Genomic DNA, 15719 nt, shown 5'->3' with positions numbered 1-15719 from the left:
GCTACTCCGGGGACGCGCCGTGGTCGGGCTCGGTCAACTCGCGGCCGTCGAGGGAATGGTGGATGACGACCCAGCCCGTGCTCCCGTCTCGGCACTCCTCGGGCCTGGATCGGGGCCCGCACGGGCAGTCGTCGGTCAGGTCGTGGGACACGGCGTCGTCGAGCGGAACGCAGTGCACGGTGCGCTCATCGGTCTGCTCGGCCAGCCACTGCCCCACGGGCTCCTCATCGCCCATGTCGAGGTCGAACTCCTCCACCAGGACCTCGACTCGCAGCAGCACCGTCCCGGGCGGTGGGTCGATGTCGCACGGCGCGACGCTCACGGCGGGCTCGGACACCGGCTCGTACTCCTGCAGCGCCATCAGGCCCAGCAGGTGCTGGCCCAGCGCGGCCCGGTAGCCCGGATCGGCCCCCAGCCAGGACGGCACCAGGGAGTCGAAGAAGTACCGGCTCGTGCTCACGCCCCACCTCGCAGTGCGGCTTCCTCGGCGGCGACCCGCGCCTTCGCCTCGTTGACCATCTCACGGAGCTCCACGTCCACCGGGCTGACCGTCGTGACGGTCGCCTCGATGCGCTCGGGCTCGTAGGCGCCCGTGACCTTCGCGCGCTGCGTCTCGACCTGCAGGGCGACCTCGATGGCCCGCGGCTCACCGGCATCGATCCGGTCGGAGAGCGCGGCGAGATAGTGGTCGAGGCGCTCCAGCATCAGCTGCCGGTAGGTGTCGGCGGCTTCCTTCTCCTCGGCGGCGGTCTCGCGCATGGCGCGCGTGAAGTCCTTCTTCGCGTTGCCGACGCTTCCCTTGTAGTCGAACGCCGGGTCGTCGGCGATCTCCTTGAACGGGATGCCGGCGATCCTCATGCGGATGAGGCGGGTACGGCGGTCGCGGATGTCGGCTGTCTTGGCGCGGCTGATGGGCATGGCGGGGCTCCCCTCGGATCAGGGCAGATGATCGCCTGGGGGGAGCGGGAGGCTGCGAACGTCAGCGGCGGCGGACGCCCTTGCGGCCCGGGAGCCGCCGGTACCGGACAACGGGGCCGCCGGGAGTCGCGACGGCCTTGTCGTGCGCATATCGTCGGAGCTTCTTGGAGGCCCAGAAGAGCCGCCACTGCGCGCGACTGACGAATCCGGTGTGCTGCTTCCTGGCCATCCTGGCTCCTCAGCTGATGTCGTATGGCGGAGTGGACAGCACCGGGTGCTCGGGTGGGGCGTCGATCGACACCCACGCCCGGTAGCGGCCGGGCGTGGGTGCCAGCGCCCCGCCGTCGGGGCCAACGAGAAGCTTGGCGACTGTGAGTCCAGCCGTATCGGTGTCCCACTGCGCGGTGTGCCAGTCGGTGTCGGCCGGGTCGTGGCCGAGCGGCACGACGGCCATCTGCACGGCGGAGGTGGAGGGGTCGCCACGGCTCCAGGTGACGCCCACTTCGAGGTATTCGGTGGAGAGGCTGTCCACGGCGGCGGTCCTTCCGGTGCAGGCCCAGGCGGCGGTGGCGGCGCTGGCGGTCCAGGCGGTTGCGGGGCGGTCGGTGAGGGCGAGGCCGTGGGTGAGGCCGGGGACGGGAGCGGCCAGGACGCGGGCGCTCTCCGTCTCGGCGGCGCGGCCCAGCGATCGGGTCTTGGCTGTGAGGAGGGTCTGGCTGGTGGCGGTCTGCCGGGCGGCGCCGAGCTGGGCCTGTTTGGCGCCGGCGGGGTGCTGGGCTTGCGCGGTTGCTGTGGCGGGGGAGAGGGCGCGTGTCTTGGTGGCGACGAGCCCGGCGGCGGAGGCTTGTTCCTGGGCGGGGTTGAGCTGCCGGGTCTTGGCGGCGGCCGGGTGCTGGGTGGCGGCGGTGGCGTATGCGATGCCGAGGACCGCAGTCTTGGTTCCGGCGACGTGCCGAGCGGTCTCCACGGCGGCGGCCAGGGTGGCGGTGCGCTGCTTCACCCCGGTGAGGCGCTGCGCCGTCTCGATGCCAGCGGCGATCCCGGCGGTGCGCTGCTTGGCGGCTGCCAGGTGCTGAGCAGTCTCGGTGCTGCCCGCGGCGCTGAGCGCGATGGTGGTGTTAGCGACGACGTTGACGCTGTCGATCTCGGCGAAGTCGTTGGTGCCGGACGTCCGGACGGATTCGAAGTAGAGGATTTGGTTGCCGACGCGCATCCATTGGGTGAGGGTGCTGATGGTGCGCCTAGTGGTCCAGGTGACGCCGTCGGGGCTGGTGTCCATGGTGATGGACCCGGCGGCTTCGTGGAAGCGCCACCAGGCGTGTGCGGTGGAGTCGTAGGTGATGTTGGTGGGGGAGGCGTCGGATCCGCCGACGTTGTTGCGGAACTGCAAGTTGCCCGTGTTCGGCGAGTAGACGATCTCCAAGTTGGTCGTGGACACCGTCGGCCCGGCCGACAAGTACGCGGCGACGCTGACCCCAGAGCCGCCCCCAGCCACGGGGACCGACGGGACCTGGAAGGCGGCGCTGGTGCCCTGAATCTCGTACGCCGTCGCGGTGTACAGCGACTCCAGTGTGGTCGTGGTCGGGATCCGGGCACGGCCGCCGGTCGCCGTGACGCCAGCGCTCTTCGTCCACTTGGAATCGATCGAGGAGGTGAACGCGTCGGTGAGGGTGCCGAATCCGGCGGTGAACAGTCCGTCGGTGCCGCTGAACTCCACCCAGCCCGGCTCGGTGGTGACCGCTGTGTCGCTGGCCGCAAGGTCCGTGCCACCCGTGTTGCCGTAGTTGACGGTCGCGTTGTACGTCGTTGCGAGGGCGTTCGCCCTGTATCCGATCTCTACGACGATCCGGTCGCCGACCTGGATCGCGACCGGGGTGACGGTCTGGGCGCCCGGGTCAATGCCGGTCGCGGTGGTCGTGAACTCCGTGCTGCCGATGTAGTCAGTCAGCAGGGTGCCGCGCGGGGTGTCCGTGTCGCCGCTGGTGACGTAGACGTGCAGGTGCCAGAAGCCGTTGAGGTCGACATTGGATTCCTTGACGCCGATTGTCCACTCGACCGTGCCGGAGATCGTGCCCGCCTTGACCGCGCCGGCGCTGATCGAGCGGTGGAGAAGGACGTCCCGGTCGGCGGACGTCGAGCCGACGTTGATGGACGACGTGCCGGCCGAGCCCTGCGGCTTGCGGCCGAGCAGCTGCACGTCCTCGCCGCTGGCGACGTCCCAGGCGCCGCGCCGTGTCGCGGGTGTGTAGGGGGCTGCCGCGTTGGTCAGCCAGAACCGGGTCGCCATCAGCCACCCCCTTCGGTCTGGAGGGCGGTCAGGCGGCGGAGGTGATGCGGCAGAAGTCCGAGATCGTCAGTGAGAGGTTGGTGCCGTCGGGCGTCATCGTGACGTCGTGCTTCGTGAGGGGGACGAGGTCGGCGTCGACGCCGCCGGTGCTGTCGGGGTCATAGCAGATGACCACCGCGGCGATTGCGGCTCCGGCCGTGGCGGTCCAGGAGAGGTCAGCGGCGTCGAGCTCAACGCGGTCGTTCGTGTTGTTGACGGTGACGGTGACACTGCTGAGGGTCTTGCGGCCGAGGGTGGTCTGCTCGGTGGCGCCTGCGGATGCGATCGCAGCGACGGTTGCGCAGTCCCGCAGGGTCGCGTCCGAGGGGAGGCCGGAGGCGGCATACGGGATGGCGATGAGGGCGTCGTTCGCGGCGGGAAGGGATGCATAGTAGGCGAGGCGGCCGAGGGCCACGTTGAAGCAGAGGTCGGCCATGAGTTCCTCCGGTGGGCACGGTGATGCGGTGCCGGGTGGAGGGGTACCCGGCCCAAGTAGGCAGCCCCATGGGAGCACGAGGGATCCTCGGGGCTGGAAACTGCGCTCGGACTCGACGCGTGCCACACTGCGCGGGTGGATCCACAGATAGTTGGCGCGATCATCGGTCTGGGCGGCGCGGTTGTCGGCGGCTACGCAGCGCGCTCCGGCGCAGCCACACAGGCTCGCGGTCAAGTCGAGGCAATGCGAATGCAGGTGGCGAGCGCCCGCGACGACGCGATGTGGGCTCGACGCCAGGCAGCACTGGTGACCTATGCCGGGGTTCTCGATCGCCTGAGCAAACAGGTGATGCGAGAAGGTGTCGCTCTCGCGGTAGTCGCGGCACTGCGTCCCGAGGAGAGGGCGGCAGGCCTGCGAAGCATCGAAAACCCCAGGACCGATGAGCTGTTGATGGAGGGCATGGAGGCCTGGGCAGCGGTGAGACTTGCCCTACCGGGGAACGAGAGCGAGCGAGCACGGACTGCGCTCCTGAAGGTCGTCGACGCGAGCCGCCAGTGCACAGAGTGGCGGAACTCTCTCCGGAGGATCACGCCGGGCATCGACCCTGCTCTGCACCGCGCAGCTTTCGAAGCGTCAAGCGCTGCGAGCAACACGGCGCTGAGCGCCTATCTGGATTCGGCGAGGCAGTACCTCGATTCGCGAGGTGCGGAAGTCGTCGCCACGCCAACTGTCCCCTGGTGGCAGGTGTGGAGGTGGCACCGCCCCTGGCGATAGGAGCCAAGAATGAGGCGCCTCTGGAGGCGATTCCAGAGGCGCCCCAGGGTTGGTCAGCAGATCACCGACCAGACACCCACGGCCAGGTCGCGTTGCGGCCGGCGTCGAGCAGCGGGATCAGGGCGAACGCGACGTCGCTGAGCCCGCCCAGGGTGTGCCGGTTCGCGATGCCGGACGGCATGGCGCCCGGCTTGTAGCCCGCCATGTTCCACATGTAGACCGGGACGTGCTTGGGGATCAGGTCGTCGATCGCAGTCTCGCGCATCCCGCCGTACGAGAGCATGTTGGACGGCAGGTAGCCGGGCCGGGTCTGCTCGTCGGTGACGATGACAACCCGGTCGTGGCCCGCGTAGTGCTGCTTCACGGCCTTCGGGATGTCCGTGCCGCCGTCCTGGCCGAAAGCCTCAACGAGGCGCAGCACGCTGCCGCCCTTCGGCACCGTGATCTCGCGGCTCTTGCCGCCGAACTCGACCAGCGTCGGGGCGGCGGCGCGCAGCGCGAGGGCGGACCCGAACACGGCGGCCTGCTCGGCGAGGGGGATCTCCGACTGGTTCGGCGTGGAGTAGCCGTAGCCGGGGAACATCGACGGGGACCGGTCGACGAGGATCAGGGTGCGGCCGGGCAGAGCGGGCACGTTGGCCAGGGACGCGGTGAGGGCCTTCTCTAGGGCGTGGCCCCAGCGCAGCGACGGGACGTGCTTGTACCCGGCCCAGAAGCGGAACGGGAACATGCGGGACCGGGCGACCTCTGCCGGGTCCGCGATCCGGGAGGCGACCTGCTCGGCGACCTCGTCGGAGACCCCGGCCTGGTCGAAGTTGCGGAGGTTGCGGACGAGAGCCATCAGGCCCATTGACGGGATGACGGCCTCCCACGCGACTGCGTCCATCGGGCCCTGCAGCCAGCCGGCCACGGCTTCCCAGGTCATGCCCGCGTCCTTCAGCACCGTGGGCGCGTTGGGCAGGGCGAGGAACGAGCGGCGCTCGCCGACGGGCATGGTCATCAGGAACGCGCGGGTCTGGAGGACCTGCAGGGACTCGGGGATGTCGTCGCCGCGGCCGTGCCGCCGGTCGATGGCGTGCTTGAACAGGTCGCCCTGCCAGACGGCGGAGGGCGAGGGATGGGTCAGCTCGATGACGTCGCCGAACCGGTAGCCCTTGCTGTCGGTGTCGTACTTCAGCAGGGCGCGCTCGGTGTAGAGACGGCCGAGGGCGTCCTCGATGCCGCGCTTGACGGGCTGCGGGATGTTGCGGCCGTAGTGGCTGGTCCAGTAGGCGAGGAACTCGCCGGGCTCGTCAGGGCGCTGGAGCACGGAGGCGATGACCTGGCGGGAGTAGCCGTCGAGCTTGCGCAGGCGGCGCTCGGCGGTGAACTCGGCGGCGCCGACGAGGGCGGCGGTCCGCATGTTTCCCGCGGTGCGCAGCCAGCTGAGGAAGGCGGAGGTCCATGCCGGGTCCTCGGCGGCGAGCTTGCGGACGAGCCGCTGGTACCGGTCGTCGCGGTCGCTGGCGTTCTCGTAGAAGGTGTCGGTCGTGACCTTGTGGGACACGGCGAGGAGGAAGAGCTCCGACTTGTCGTCGCGGAGGTGTCCGGTCGCGCCCTCGTGGGTGCGGGTGGTCTGCCCGGTGGTGGTCACGGGCGAGGTGCCGGATGCGCGGGCGGTGCGGGTATTGAAGCGGGACAAAGGAAAACCCCTCGCGAAGGAGGGGAGGCTCAGCAGTGGGACGCCCGAGATCGGAGTCGGCGGCGGTGTTTCGTACTGATGCTCTACCAGGCTGAGCTACCGGCCAGACGTTGCTGGCCGGACGGGATTCGAACCCGTGACCGTCAGTTTCCCATGAAGTATCCGCTGCCTGCGCACCGGGCGCCCCGATGCTGTGGCCTCCCGAGATCAGAAGCGGACTGCGGCGTGAACTTTTCCAAAGAAGTAGCCGTGGCCCTGCGCACCGGGAGGTGCAACGCATGAAGTTGTGAGTCCAGAGATCGAGGTCGGCTGAGGCAACGTACGCGCTCTGGGCCGCTGAGCTACCGCCGGACGAACCGGCGGCCGGGATTCGAACCCGGGTCACGCCTTTACAAGAGGAAGTAACCCCGGCCTGCGCACCTGGACAACTCCGAAGGTAGCGGCTGACGGTGGCGCGGTTCTACTTGATATCGCGGGAATACCACAGGTGTGGCATCCCGTCAGGTCAGCTGACTGCCTTCGTTCGGGTCACGGGGAAGCCAACCCGTCGGCTGATCTCTCGCGCGCCGGGTTATCACGCTGACTGATCAGGTGGAATGGAAGCACTGGGTACCGGCGGTTGTGTTGCGCGACCGGTGCGGCAATCTCTCTGTCCGTGAGCCGGGTCACAGAAGGCCAGCGGACTGCGGCGGGTGCGGGCCAGAGCATCGGCCATGTGGCGTGCGGCAGGACCGGTGGGGTTGGCTCCCGGCGGTCAACTGTCCATGCAAGGAGTGTCAGGTGCTCGACAGTGAAGCTCGTCATCGTGCCAGAGATCTCTTCCGTCGCTTCCGCGGACGTCACGATGTGCAGCCTGGCCGCAGCGATGTGCAGGTGAAGGTCGCCCGTGTGATGGCCGTGCCCGGCCCATACGAGGCTGAGCGGGGGTGGCGTCTGATGTTCCATGACATAGCGCCGCATCTCCGGAGTGGATGCGGGACGCGGCGTCGGGTCGTCGCCCGGTCGGCCGGCGAACTCGTTGACGAAGCTCTTCATCACCGTCCAGGTCGCAAGGTCGGTTGCTTGAAGAGGATCAAGAAGGCAAGGCTCGCTGCGCATCATGCCCAGGATGATCGGCTTCACGTGCGCGTCGAGGCGGCTCATCCACCCCGTGTTGCAGGACCTGCAGACCTCTCGAACACGCAGGTTGAGCAGTGGCTGCTTGCTGTGGCGGGTGGTCGCCGGGTCGACCGTGACCGTGCCCGGGGCTCGATGTGTGAACCCGTGCTCCTGGGTAGTTCGCAGCGGTGATCGGGCGGTCGTGTGGCCGGCTATCCATTCTGACCAGAGGTGCTCCTGGGATATGGGGCTGGCCTGGCCGCAGAAGATGCACAGCTTCTTGGGTTTGGACACGCTTGTTCCTCTGGCCTGTCGATATGCACGGTCGCTCAGTCGCTCGGGTCGGCCTTGCGATAGCTGCGGCGAGCTGCAATGGCGGTTTCGACGGTAGCGCCGGACCAGGTGTTGGCGCGGCTGCTTTTGCCCTCCGGGGGTGGCCAGGTGCCCTTGGACAGGGCGGCACGGATGTTCGCGGAGGTGAAGCCGGTGGCGGCCTCGATCTCGATGGCGGTGTACTGCCGACCGGGGAGCAGCCCGGCGGGTGGTCTGGTGTTGCGGGTGTCGTGCCAGGTGTCGACGGCGGCGGGGTCGTAGACGAGCCAGCGGCCGCGTTTGCCTGTGGGCTGGGGCCAGTCGGGGTGGCGGGTCCAGTTCTTCTGCACGGTGGTTCGGTGGACGTCGTAGCGGGCGGCGATCTCTTCGACGGTCTCGCCCTCGGCCGGTTGTTCTACCATGGTGTTCCTGCCCTTCTGGGCGGGTTGTGACCGGCGGGGTTTCGCGACACCCCTTGGGTGAGAGCTTCGGCTCGGCCCCGCCGGTCTGTTGTGTTTCTGGGGGATGGGGGAGGCCCCGGCTGGGTGCCGGGGCCTCGTTGGGTGCTACTCGGTCTCGGCGAGCCAGAACGCGAGGTCGAGGAGCGCGGTCTCCGCGTGGTGGAGGTTGATCCGCGAGGCGAGGAGCCGGATGTCACCCTCCATGTGCGCGCCGAGGGCCGCGAGGTCGACGGCGGCGATCCAGTGGAGGGCGCCGGTGCAGAGCTGCGCCTGGCGGAGCTCCGGCATCGGCTGCTCGTCGGAGATCTCGATGACCCGGGTGACGGCCATGAGGGTGGCCGTGACGTCGGTGTCGAGGTCGTCCGCGAGGGCGATGGGCACCGGGAGGTGGGCGCAGGCGGTGCGCAGGGCCTCGAAGACGACCGCGATGTGGATCATCAGGTCGTGGAGGAAGCGCTCGTTCTCGTCGGACATGGTCTCCGCCTTTCTGGAGTGGGTTGTGAGGAGTCGGGGTTCGCGGCCCCTTGTCCTCTGTGTCTCCAGCTTAGCAGTGGTGCAGTGCAAAGGCAACACTTAATGTGGATGAAAGAGCCCGAACCCACCTACGGGTCCGGGCTCCTGACGTCACGCCAGCCGCCACCCGGAGAGCCGGTCGTCCCGGCCGACCTCGGCCAGCAGCCGCCGACCCGGCAGATCGGCCACTGAGACGCCGACCGCCTCGGCGATCACCGCCGCCGGATACCGCTCGGGCGCGGCCGGGTCCTCCACGTCGGCAACGATCTCCGCCTGGTCACCGACCACCAGCAGGACACGGACACGCACGATCTCTTCGGCCATCGCCGAACCTCCTCCTCGCGGGGCGGGCATCAGGGTGGTGCGGACATGGGCGAGCAGCGCCCGGGTGGCGGCCGGCTCCTGGACAGCCGGCGCCGGTGCGGACCGCAGCTGCGACAGCCGCATCGGCTGGACGGTCGTGGTGGGAACGGTGAGCCTGGTCATGCGGATCATCCTCTCGTGGTGATGCGCCCCGCGCCGGGAAGTCGGGGCGACGGGCGTTGCCGGGCGGGTAGCTCAGTGAGGTAGTTGGAAGGTAGTCGGGAGGTGGTTTTCGCAGGTCAGAATCAGAACTACCCGGCGCGACGGGTCTCCTGGGGCTCCTCGGGGGAGAGCGCCTGCAGGTCAGTCAGGCGGATGCCGACTGACACATCTCCGCCCACCTTCTGGGAGGCCCGGATGGGGATCCTGTGGGACTCGCAGAGGGCCCGGATGTCGGCGATCGTGCAGCGCTCCAGCGGGGGCCGGGTGACGAGCTCGCGGAGGTGGATTCCGGGGCGGTCCCCGATGGCCTGGCGGAGGTGCTGGAGGAACGCTGCGTGGGGGTCCGACGGGACAGCCTCGGCGGGGGCTTCCTCCGTGGCCGGCTCCGCCTCGGCGCGGGCCGGCGTCGGTCGGCTGTGCATCAGCGCGAGCACCACCCACCCGGCCGCCAGAGCGCCCCCGATGGCCCACATGTACCGGTGCAGCACCAGCCAGCCGCCGGCACCCAGCGCCAGAGCGCAGCACACCCCGGGCACGGTGGCGATCCCCGCGGACCGCGCGAGGCGGACGGCCTTGGCGATGACCTCCTTGCGGGAGAGGCGGCGTGCGAGGGCGGCGGAGCCGGACGCGACCGCACTGAGCAGGCCGCGCGGGTGCACATACGGCTTGAGGTCGGGCCGGTCGAAGGCACGCCCGCTGCTGCCCTGCTGCTGCTCGGCCTTGTCGATGAGGCCCTCAACCTTGTCGAGGAAGGCCATCAGTGCACCCCCATCAGGTTCCCGGAGATGCTGGCCACGATGACCGCCGGTGTCGCCCAGATCCCGCCGGCCTGCTGGAAGACGGTGAACGCTGCGACGCCGAGGACTGCGGCCAGACCGGGCTTGAGCTTGGCGCCGTACGCGATGACGGCGAGGAGCAGGGCGACGCCGCCCATGCCGCCGTTGCCGAACGCGCCGCCCGGGCCGGTGAGAGCAGCCGTGACGCCGCCGGTGATGGCGGCAGCGCCGCTCCAGAACGTCGCCGCGATGGAGTAGAAGTACCCGGCGACGTAGCCGGTGATCGCGGCTCCTTCCTGATGGAACCTGATGTTGCCCTTGCCTCGGCACCCGAGGATCAGCACCGTGGTGGCGATCAGGGCGGCGAGCCCGGAGCCGATGACTCCGAAGATCTGTCCGGTCTGCATGCTGAGGTCCTCAGAGGGTGCCGGGGGCATAGAGAGCCAGGGCGAGGAGGGCAGTGCCCAGAGGGACCCGGGCCACGGTGATGTAGGCGAGGCCGAGGACGGTGGCGTCTCCGACGCTCACGCCCTGGCGGAGGTTGTCGTCGATGACCAGGCCCCCGAAAACCATCACCAGGCCGAAACCGACAGCCCACTTGGGACTGGCCTGCCCGATGGTGTGGATGATCCCCGTGTAGGCCGGCCCGAGGTAGCACTGCCAGCCGATGCCGGCCCCGAGGCTCAGGGTGGCCAGGTTCTTGAGGCGGTCGCTCCGTCGTTGCCGCCTGGTCCGGTGGTCGGGTGCGCTGAGCCGGCGGCGCCGGGGGTACAGGCTGAACCGGCGCTCTCGACCTTGGGGCTCGGAAGGCTCCTCCACTGGCGGCTCTGCGATTTCCTCGGGGCAGGCGGGCGCCTCGGGCGTGCTCTCAGCGACGCGTGCGACTCGGATGCGGCGCTGCCGACGGGCGCGCCGGGTCTTGTCGTGCGCTGCGGGCTCGGGCTTCGGCCCCTGCGGCCGGGGCTCGGGCGGAGGCTCGTCATCAGTCAGCGCCCACCGCGGCCAGCTGCGCTCGCGAACGCGCCGGTTCCTGTCGCGCTGCTCCCACTCCGGTTCTGGGGCGACGGTCAGATCGGGGACCTGGGTCAGGTCGTCGACGGTCCGAGCCGAGACCAGCAGGACCGGCTCGGCGATGGACTTGTGCGGGACGGCGGGTGGTCCGGGGATGACGGCTGACGGCTCGATCGGTTGGGCGTCAGGGACAGCGGGCAGCAGGTCGGTCACGGCGGTGCGCCTTCGGGGAGGAGGGTCGGATCAGGGCGAGTACGGGCGGCGGGCGCGTGGCACGTGGCGCAGCGCATACGCCGCACCGGCGGCGGAGACCGGGTAGAGCAGCTGGCAGAGCACCTCGACGATCCGCATCACAGGTAGCCGTTCCGGCCCTTGCCGATCAGCGGGTCCTGCACCGGCAGGGGCTCCTTCGTGGCCTGCTTCGCCGCGGCCTTGCGGTCACGGGCCTGCACCGTGCGGACGTACGAGGCGTCGGCGGCGATGCCGTGCTGTGCCATGACGGCCTCAGCGATGATGCGCGCCGTCGCCCCGTGGCCGAGCAGCGCGGCGGTCTGGCGCACCAGCTCGGCCTTGGCGAGGCCCTGGCCTGCCGCTGCGCCCTGCGGCGCGGGTGCGGCGGGTACCGGGGCGGGTGGCGCGAGAGGCATGGGCGGTGTCGCCGCAGGCGGAGGCGGGAGCTGCGGCGCGGGCGGCACAACGGAGGGCTGTACCGCTGCGGCCGGTGCCGGCCGCGGGGCAGGCACGGCGACGCGCTGCACGGTGATGCGCTCCCCGCCGAGGATGAGCGCCACATCCGTTGCGGTCATCTGCTTGCCATACTGCTGCGCGAGCTCGGCCAGCTCTGCGGGATCCAGGTGCGGGTTCGCGCCAGCCAGCAGCTGGACGGCGTCGACTGGGTCAAGGGAGGCGAACTTCTCGACCAGTACCTCGCGGGCGGTGCGGCGCGGTGCAACGGCGGGAGCCATGGATGACGCGCCGGTGACACGCTCCTCGGCGCTCTTCTTCAGCGCCTTCCCGGCGTGCTCGTGAGCGAGGAGCCAGGTCAGCACGCCGTAGGCCGGCAACCGAAGCGGGGTGTCGCCGCGGGCGGCCCTCGCCCGGTTGCGGGTGCCGGACCAGGCGAGGTGCGACAGGACCAGGAGGCCGAACGTCGGGGTCGCGAAGAAAAGCGCGGCGGGCGTGCCGCCGTGGATCAGCTGGGCGTGGAACACGTTGAGGTAGACGGAGATCCCGGCCATGACGAAAGTCGCGGCCAGCGGGCCGGCCGCGGACAGCGCGGCCCTGACCGCCTCGCTCGCAAGGTAGAGGCAGCCCAGGGCGACGCCGTCGTAGACCAGGGCGGTGGTCACGGCCAGCCACTGGGGCACGCCGAAGAACATGGCGACGTAGTACAGGGACCAGGCGGTGATGCCTGCGGCGGCGGGCGCGATGATGGCCATGGCCAGCCACCAGACGATGCGCTTCACGAGATGAGCCTTCCGAGGGCGTGGTGGGGGCGTGCGGGCACACCGGTGGAGGCCGGGGCGGTGAGGGGATGGCCGCCCCGGCCGGTCTGAGGGGGAGCGTCAGGCGGCGTACGCCAGCTGCTGGGTGAGCCGATGGTCGGCCTTCTGGTCGTCCGCTTCGGCGCAGTCGCCGCACAGCAGGCGCTCGGCGCATTCGCGCAGCTCGCTGAACGGGAAGTCGAAGTGGCAGCCGCGGCACCAGGCCCGGTCCTCTGTGGGCTCGGGCGCGGGCGGTGGGGGCGGCGGGCCCTTGCGCTGGCCTGGGAGCTTCGGCAGCCACCGCTCGTTGTCCCAGTCGCTCACTGGTCATCTCCGTCCGTGGGGTTGGACGCGATGATGTCGATGCCGAGGTCCGGCGCTCCGAACGGCCGCGTCGGCCGGGAGAGCTGGGGGCGGCGGGTGGTCGCAGCCGGGCGGCGGCACGTGGAGTTGCCCGGGTAGAGCGCGCCGGGGGCGCGCGCCGGGAGGGGGCTGGGTCCGGCCGGGATGCTGCCCCGGTCAGGGTCCTGCTGGATACGATCGGGCATGGTCTGCCCTCTCTTGCTTGCTGGCTGGAGGGTGGGCTGGCCCCGGTCGGTGTGTCAGAGCCCGACCGGGGCCGTTCTGTTGTTGAGCGCACGGGGGTCCGTTCGCGTCCGCCGTACAGCGGACGATAGACACCGTACAGCGATCGCTGTACGGTGTCTATCGGAACGCGCTCCCCTGAACGAAGGGAGCAGCCGTGACCGAAGAAGCACACGAGGAAGAGGAGGTGAAGCGCGTGGTTGAGACGGTCGACTCCCTCGAAGCCGTGGAGGACCCGACCGAGCGAGCGCGCCGGGCGGGAGCACTCCTCGCCCAGTGGCCCCTGCAGCACTCGCGCCTGCGGGAAATCAGGCAGGCGGCAGTCGTTGATCTGCGCAATCAGCAGGTCAGCTATCGGACTATCGCGAAGACCCTCGGAATCTCCGTTGCCCGAGTTCAGCAGATTGAGGCCGGTACCCGGGGCAAGGCCAAGGACAAGCCAGCCGACGAATAGTGCCGCACGCGCCCGCATCCAGGCGGGCATCAAGAAGGGCCCGGTGCGCTAACACCGAGCCCTCGAACACCAACCGCGCCCAACCCGGTCTCGACAACCAGGGCGCAGAACTGGAGCACCGCCATCATGGCACCTAACTTCGCCATGCCCAAGAGCGCCCCGGAGCCGGCCGCGCTCACGCCTGCCCTCCCCGACGATGCCGACCTGCCGCTCAAGGCTGTCCGAACCGTCGACGGTATCGTCGCCGCCTACTCGCCGGCCCAGCTCGACCGGCCCGCCGCATGGGGACTGCTGACCGAGCTCGCCGGCACTGCGCTCCGTGACATCACCCCGGCCTGGATGGTGGCGGCGTGAGCCGAATCGCACACTTCGACGGCCCCGGCGCGTCCGACCGTGTCATCCGCTGCGCCGAGAAGGCCGAGGCCGCGGGCTTCGAGCACGTTGAGACGCACTATCACCCCGATTCGAAGCAGTACAGCGTGACCGGCACCATGCCCGCAGTCACCGCGCGTCGCACGCTCGACGAGCTCCTCGGCCGCTGAGCCCCCCGGCCGCCCGGGCCCGTACCCGGGCGGCGTCTGCCACTCCCGTCTCCGCTGCTCGCGCAGCGACGAACGCTGGGGACCACCGCACGTGACCGTGAATACGTCCGCAGCCGGATCCGCCATGCCAGATCCGGCCGAGCTGGATGAACAGATCGAAGTGCAAATCGGCCGACGTGCCCCGTACTCCCAGATCGGTGACTGGGTGCTCATCTCCTGTGTCTCTGACCGGGCCGTGGCCCTGTACTGCCGCCTGGCGATGCACATCAACGTCCAGCGGGGCGACACCGAGGTCTGGCCGGCACTTGATGTGCTGGCTGAGTGGGCTGGGTTCTCCAAGTCGGAGTCGATTACCCCGTACCTCGACGAGCTGGTCGTCATTGGGGCCGTCACCGTTGAGCAGTCGCGTTACTCCAACGGCCTGCGCGCCCGCAACCGTTACGTCATCCATCAGACCCCCGAACCGTCATATGTCGGGCCGCTGGCCGCTTCGGAGTACTACGCGCTGCGTCGCGCCCGGCCGGACGACCTTGCCGCGTGGCAGGGGCAGCGGCGGGCCTGGATTGCCGAGCAGGCGAAGGAGATGGCCCGGTTGCGGAAGGAGGCAGCCAAGCGGCGCCCGCCGAGGAAGAACGGCCAGGCGGCACCCCCGGCTAGCGGGGTACGTACCCCGCTGCAGCGGGGTACGGCGCGACCTGGGCAAACGCCGGACGGAGGCTTGTTTCCGGTACCCCGTTCCAGCGGGGTACGTACCCCGCCCCGGCGGGGGCCGGTACCCCGCCCCACCGGGGTGGAACAAGACGTAGTTCAACAAGACGAAACTCCTCTCTCTCCCCGTCCGTCCCGGGCGGCTCGGAAACCCGCCGCTGTGGACCCGGACGAGAGAGAGAACACGGCACCGGGCAACGACAACAGCAGCGGCCAGGCGCAGCAGGCGGCCGATGCCTGGCAGGCCGCGCGGGGCGGTCGCAAGAACCCTGCGGCGCACCGCACGGTCGCGGCCTCGGCCGGCGAACTCCTCGCTGCGGACTGGGATCTCGCGGACGTCATCGCGCTGGCCGAAGACATGGCCCGGACGCAGCCCGCCTGGCGGGACCTTGGACGGCATGCCGATCACCGGCAACCGCCCGTGCCCGCGCGGCCAGTGGTGGTCCTGCCGGAGTGGTGCGGCGAGTGCGACGGGCCGGAGCCAGCGCGCCGCTGGACGACGCGGGCTGACGGGAGGGTGGGGCGTTGTCCGCGTTGTCACCCGCACGCGGTCCGGGCGGCGTGAGGGAAGTGCCGTGAAACCTCTACCTGGTGGCGCCCTTGCCTGGGACAATTACTGTCATAACGTCAAAAATGGATAACTTGTGACTGCTGGCGAACCCTCCCGGACGACCCCGAGCTGCTGGGTCTCCTCCACCGGCACTTCATCAGGCCCGACGACACCTGGGCCGGAGCGGTCTGCCTCACCGAGGTCACAGCCCCGAACAGCAACCGCCGCGCCGACCTCGTCCACATCGGACTCTGGAACTCCCGCGGCGCGGCGACATCGACGTCTGCGAGCTGAAGACCTCCCGCTCCGACGTCCGCCGCGAGATCGACAATCCCGCCAAGGCAGAGGTGTTTTCGACAGGTAGAGCGAGAGCCACTTGGGCAACGAGATCGAGAGCCATTTGCGAACTCGTGAATTGCTCCTGAGTTGGCGATGCACGGGATCGGCCGCCCCTGCCGCTCGTACCTCGTTCGAGCGACGCAGCGCCAGGCAGGTTCACCGGAGCGGGGACACGGGCGGGCAGTCTGCACATGAGGACAGAAACTGACCTATATGCGGTGCAGAC

The 15719-nt window shown here is 69.8% G+C and carries 21 protein-coding genes; 5 read left to right on the top strand and 16 right to left on the bottom strand.

Going from position 1 to position 15719, the window contains the following annotated elements; all coding sequences use genetic code 11:
• Position 1 precedes the first annotated feature (1 nt).
• The 5 genes from FB465_RS36260 to FB465_RS10405 form a co-directional block, all read right to left on the bottom strand.
• Complete coding sequence (locus tag FB465_RS36260; RefSeq protein WP_211785748.1) at positions 2-460, bottom strand: hypothetical protein; 459 nt, start codon at positions 458-460, stop codon at positions 2-4.
• Entirely contained in the window at positions 457-918 is a 462-nt protein-coding gene (locus tag FB465_RS10415) for a hypothetical protein (RefSeq protein WP_145789713.1), read from the bottom strand. The genes FB465_RS36260 and FB465_RS10415 overlap by 4 nt, the downstream gene beginning before the upstream one ends.
• Before the next feature lie 61 nt (positions 919-979).
• The gene (locus FB465_RS35725) at positions 980-1147 is read right to left on the bottom strand and encodes a hypothetical protein (RefSeq protein ID WP_170290551.1); all 168 of its coding nucleotides are present in this window, start codon (positions 1145-1147) and stop codon (positions 980-982) included.
• 9 nt (positions 1148-1156) lie between these two features.
• Entirely contained in the window at positions 1157-3205 is a 2049-nt protein-coding gene (locus FB465_RS10410; RefSeq protein WP_145789711.1) for a hypothetical protein, read from the bottom strand.
• A gap of 28 nt (positions 3206-3233) precedes the next feature.
• Positions 3234-3680, bottom strand: coding sequence for a hypothetical protein (locus FB465_RS10405; RefSeq protein ID WP_145789709.1), 447 nt, complete (start codon positions 3678-3680; stop codon positions 3234-3236).
• Positions 3681-3815: 135 nt separating this feature from the next.
• On the opposite strand from FB465_RS10405, the gene FB465_RS10400 reads away from it, so the two are divergent.
• On the top strand, positions 3816-4454 hold the full coding sequence (locus FB465_RS10400; RefSeq protein WP_145789707.1) for a hypothetical protein: 639 nt from the start codon (positions 3816-3818) through the stop codon (positions 4452-4454).
• Between the two features lie 61 nt (positions 4455-4515).
• Here FB465_RS10400 and FB465_RS10395 read toward each other — a convergent pair whose 3' ends face one another.
• The 11 genes from FB465_RS10395 to FB465_RS10345 all read right to left on the bottom strand — a co-directional run bounded on the left by FB465_RS10395 (position 4516) and on the right by FB465_RS10345 (position 12863).
• On the bottom strand, positions 4516-6135 hold the full coding sequence (locus FB465_RS10395) for a TROVE domain-containing protein (protein ID WP_145789705.1): 1620 nt from the start codon (positions 6133-6135) through the stop codon (positions 4516-4518).
• Between the two features lie 528 nt (positions 6136-6663).
• On the bottom strand, positions 6664-7527 hold the full coding sequence (locus tag FB465_RS10390; RefSeq protein ID WP_145789704.1) for a hypothetical protein: 864 nt from the start codon (positions 7525-7527) through the stop codon (positions 6664-6666).
• A 35-nt stretch (positions 7528-7562) separates the two neighbouring features.
• Positions 7563-7967, bottom strand: coding sequence for a hypothetical protein (locus tag FB465_RS10385; protein WP_145789703.1), 405 nt, complete (start codon positions 7965-7967; stop codon positions 7563-7565).
• Positions 7968-8111: 144 nt separating this feature from the next.
• The gene (locus tag FB465_RS10380; protein ID WP_145789702.1) at positions 8112-8480 is read right to left on the bottom strand and encodes a hypothetical protein; all 369 of its coding nucleotides are present in this window, start codon (positions 8478-8480) and stop codon (positions 8112-8114) included.
• 150 nt (positions 8481-8630) lie between these two features.
• Positions 8631-9005, bottom strand: coding sequence for a hypothetical protein (locus tag FB465_RS36825; protein WP_246192604.1), 375 nt, complete (start codon positions 9003-9005; stop codon positions 8631-8633).
• Positions 9006-9133: 128 nt separating this feature from the next.
• A complete protein-coding gene (locus FB465_RS10370) occupies positions 9134-9802 on the bottom strand; it encodes a hypothetical protein (RefSeq protein ID WP_145789700.1) in 669 nt (222 codons plus the stop codon).
• The gene (locus FB465_RS10365) at positions 9802-10227 is read right to left on the bottom strand and encodes a hypothetical protein (RefSeq protein WP_145789698.1); all 426 of its coding nucleotides are present in this window, start codon (positions 10225-10227) and stop codon (positions 9802-9804) included. Before FB465_RS10365 ends, FB465_RS10370 begins: the two co-directional genes overlap by 1 nt.
• Positions 10228-10237: 10 nt before the next feature.
• Entirely contained in the window at positions 10238-11044 is an 807-nt protein-coding gene (locus FB465_RS10360) for a hypothetical protein (RefSeq protein WP_145789696.1), read from the bottom strand.
• A 137-nt stretch (positions 11045-11181) separates the two neighbouring features.
• Positions 11182-12297: a hypothetical protein gene (locus FB465_RS10355; protein ID WP_145789695.1), complete on the bottom strand. Its 1116-nt coding sequence runs from the start codon at positions 12295-12297 to the stop codon at positions 11182-11184.
• Positions 12298-12396: 99 nt separating this feature from the next.
• On the bottom strand, positions 12397-12639 hold the full coding sequence (locus FB465_RS10350) for a hypothetical protein (protein WP_145789693.1): 243 nt from the start codon (positions 12637-12639) through the stop codon (positions 12397-12399).
• Complete coding sequence (locus FB465_RS10345; protein ID WP_145789691.1) at positions 12636-12863, bottom strand: hypothetical protein; 228 nt, start codon at positions 12861-12863, stop codon at positions 12636-12638. The genes FB465_RS10350 and FB465_RS10345 overlap by 4 nt, the downstream gene beginning before the upstream one ends.
• Before the next feature lie 194 nt (positions 12864-13057).
• Here FB465_RS10345 and FB465_RS10340 point away from each other — a divergent pair, with 194 nt between their 5' ends.
• From FB465_RS10340 to FB465_RS10325, 4 genes are all read left to right on the top strand, one after another.
• Entirely contained in the window at positions 13058-13354 is a 297-nt protein-coding gene (locus FB465_RS10340; RefSeq protein ID WP_145789689.1) for a hypothetical protein, read from the top strand.
• A 126-nt stretch (positions 13355-13480) separates the two neighbouring features.
• The gene (locus FB465_RS10335) at positions 13481-13708 is read left to right on the top strand and encodes a hypothetical protein (protein ID WP_145789688.1); all 228 of its coding nucleotides are present in this window, start codon (positions 13481-13483) and stop codon (positions 13706-13708) included.
• Complete coding sequence (locus FB465_RS10330) at positions 13705-13896, top strand: hypothetical protein (protein ID WP_145789686.1); 192 nt, start codon at positions 13705-13707, stop codon at positions 13894-13896. Before FB465_RS10335 ends, FB465_RS10330 begins: the two co-directional genes overlap by 4 nt.
• Before the next feature lie 91 nt (positions 13897-13987).
• Positions 13988-15169 carry a hypothetical protein gene (locus FB465_RS10325; protein WP_145789684.1) on the top strand — a complete coding sequence of 394 codons (1182 nt, stop codon included), beginning with the start codon at positions 13988-13990 and terminating at the stop codon, positions 15167-15169.
• The last annotated feature ends 550 nt before the right edge of the window (positions 15170-15719 follow it).

The sequence above is a fragment of the Kitasatospora atroaurantiaca genome (assembly GCF_007828955.1).
Classification (GTDB): domain Bacteria; phylum Actinomycetota; class Actinomycetes; order Streptomycetales; family Streptomycetaceae; genus Kitasatospora; species Kitasatospora atroaurantiaca.
This window is presented reverse-complemented; position numbering and strand designations above follow the sequence as displayed.

What these genes read in the sequence shown, in the direction of transcription:
- FB465_RS10415 (WP_145789713.1), bottom strand. Translation starts at nt 918, where the DNA reads ATGCCCATCAGCCGCGCCAAGACAGCCGACATCCGCGACCGCCGTACC.
- FB465_RS35725 (WP_170290551.1), bottom strand. Translation starts at nt 1,147, where the DNA reads ATGGCCAGGAAGCAGCACACCGGATTCGTCAGTCGCGCGCAGTGGCGG.
- FB465_RS10410 (WP_145789711.1), bottom strand. Translation starts at nt 3,205, where the DNA reads ATGGCGACCCGGTTCTGGCTGACCAACGCGGCAGCCCCCTACACACCC.
- FB465_RS10405 (WP_145789709.1), bottom strand. Translation starts at nt 3,680, where the DNA reads ATGGCCGACCTCTGCTTCAACGTGGCCCTCGGCCGCCTCGCCTACTAT.
- FB465_RS10385 (WP_145789703.1), bottom strand. Translation starts at nt 7,967, where the DNA reads ATGGTAGAACAACCGGCCGAGGGCGAGACCGTCGAAGAGATCGCCGCC.
- FB465_RS10380 (WP_145789702.1), bottom strand. Translation starts at nt 8,480, where the DNA reads ATGTCCGACGAGAACGAGCGCTTCCTCCACGACCTGATGATCCACATC.
- FB465_RS36825 (WP_246192604.1), bottom strand. Translation starts at nt 9,005, where the DNA reads ATGACCAGGCTCACCGTTCCCACCACGACCGTCCAGCCGATGCGGCTG.
- FB465_RS10370 (WP_145789700.1), bottom strand. Translation starts at nt 9,802, where the DNA reads ATGGCCTTCCTCGACAAGGTTGAGGGCCTCATCGACAAGGCCGAGCAG.
- FB465_RS10365 (WP_145789698.1), bottom strand. Translation starts at nt 10,227, where the DNA reads ATGCAGACCGGACAGATCTTCGGAGTCATCGGCTCCGGGCTCGCCGCC.
- FB465_RS10345 (WP_145789691.1), bottom strand. Translation starts at nt 12,863, where the DNA reads ATGCCCGATCGTATCCAGCAGGACCCTGACCGGGGCAGCATCCCGGCC.
- FB465_RS10335 (WP_145789688.1), top strand. Translation starts at nt 13,481, where the DNA reads ATGGCACCTAACTTCGCCATGCCCAAGAGCGCCCCGGAGCCGGCCGCG.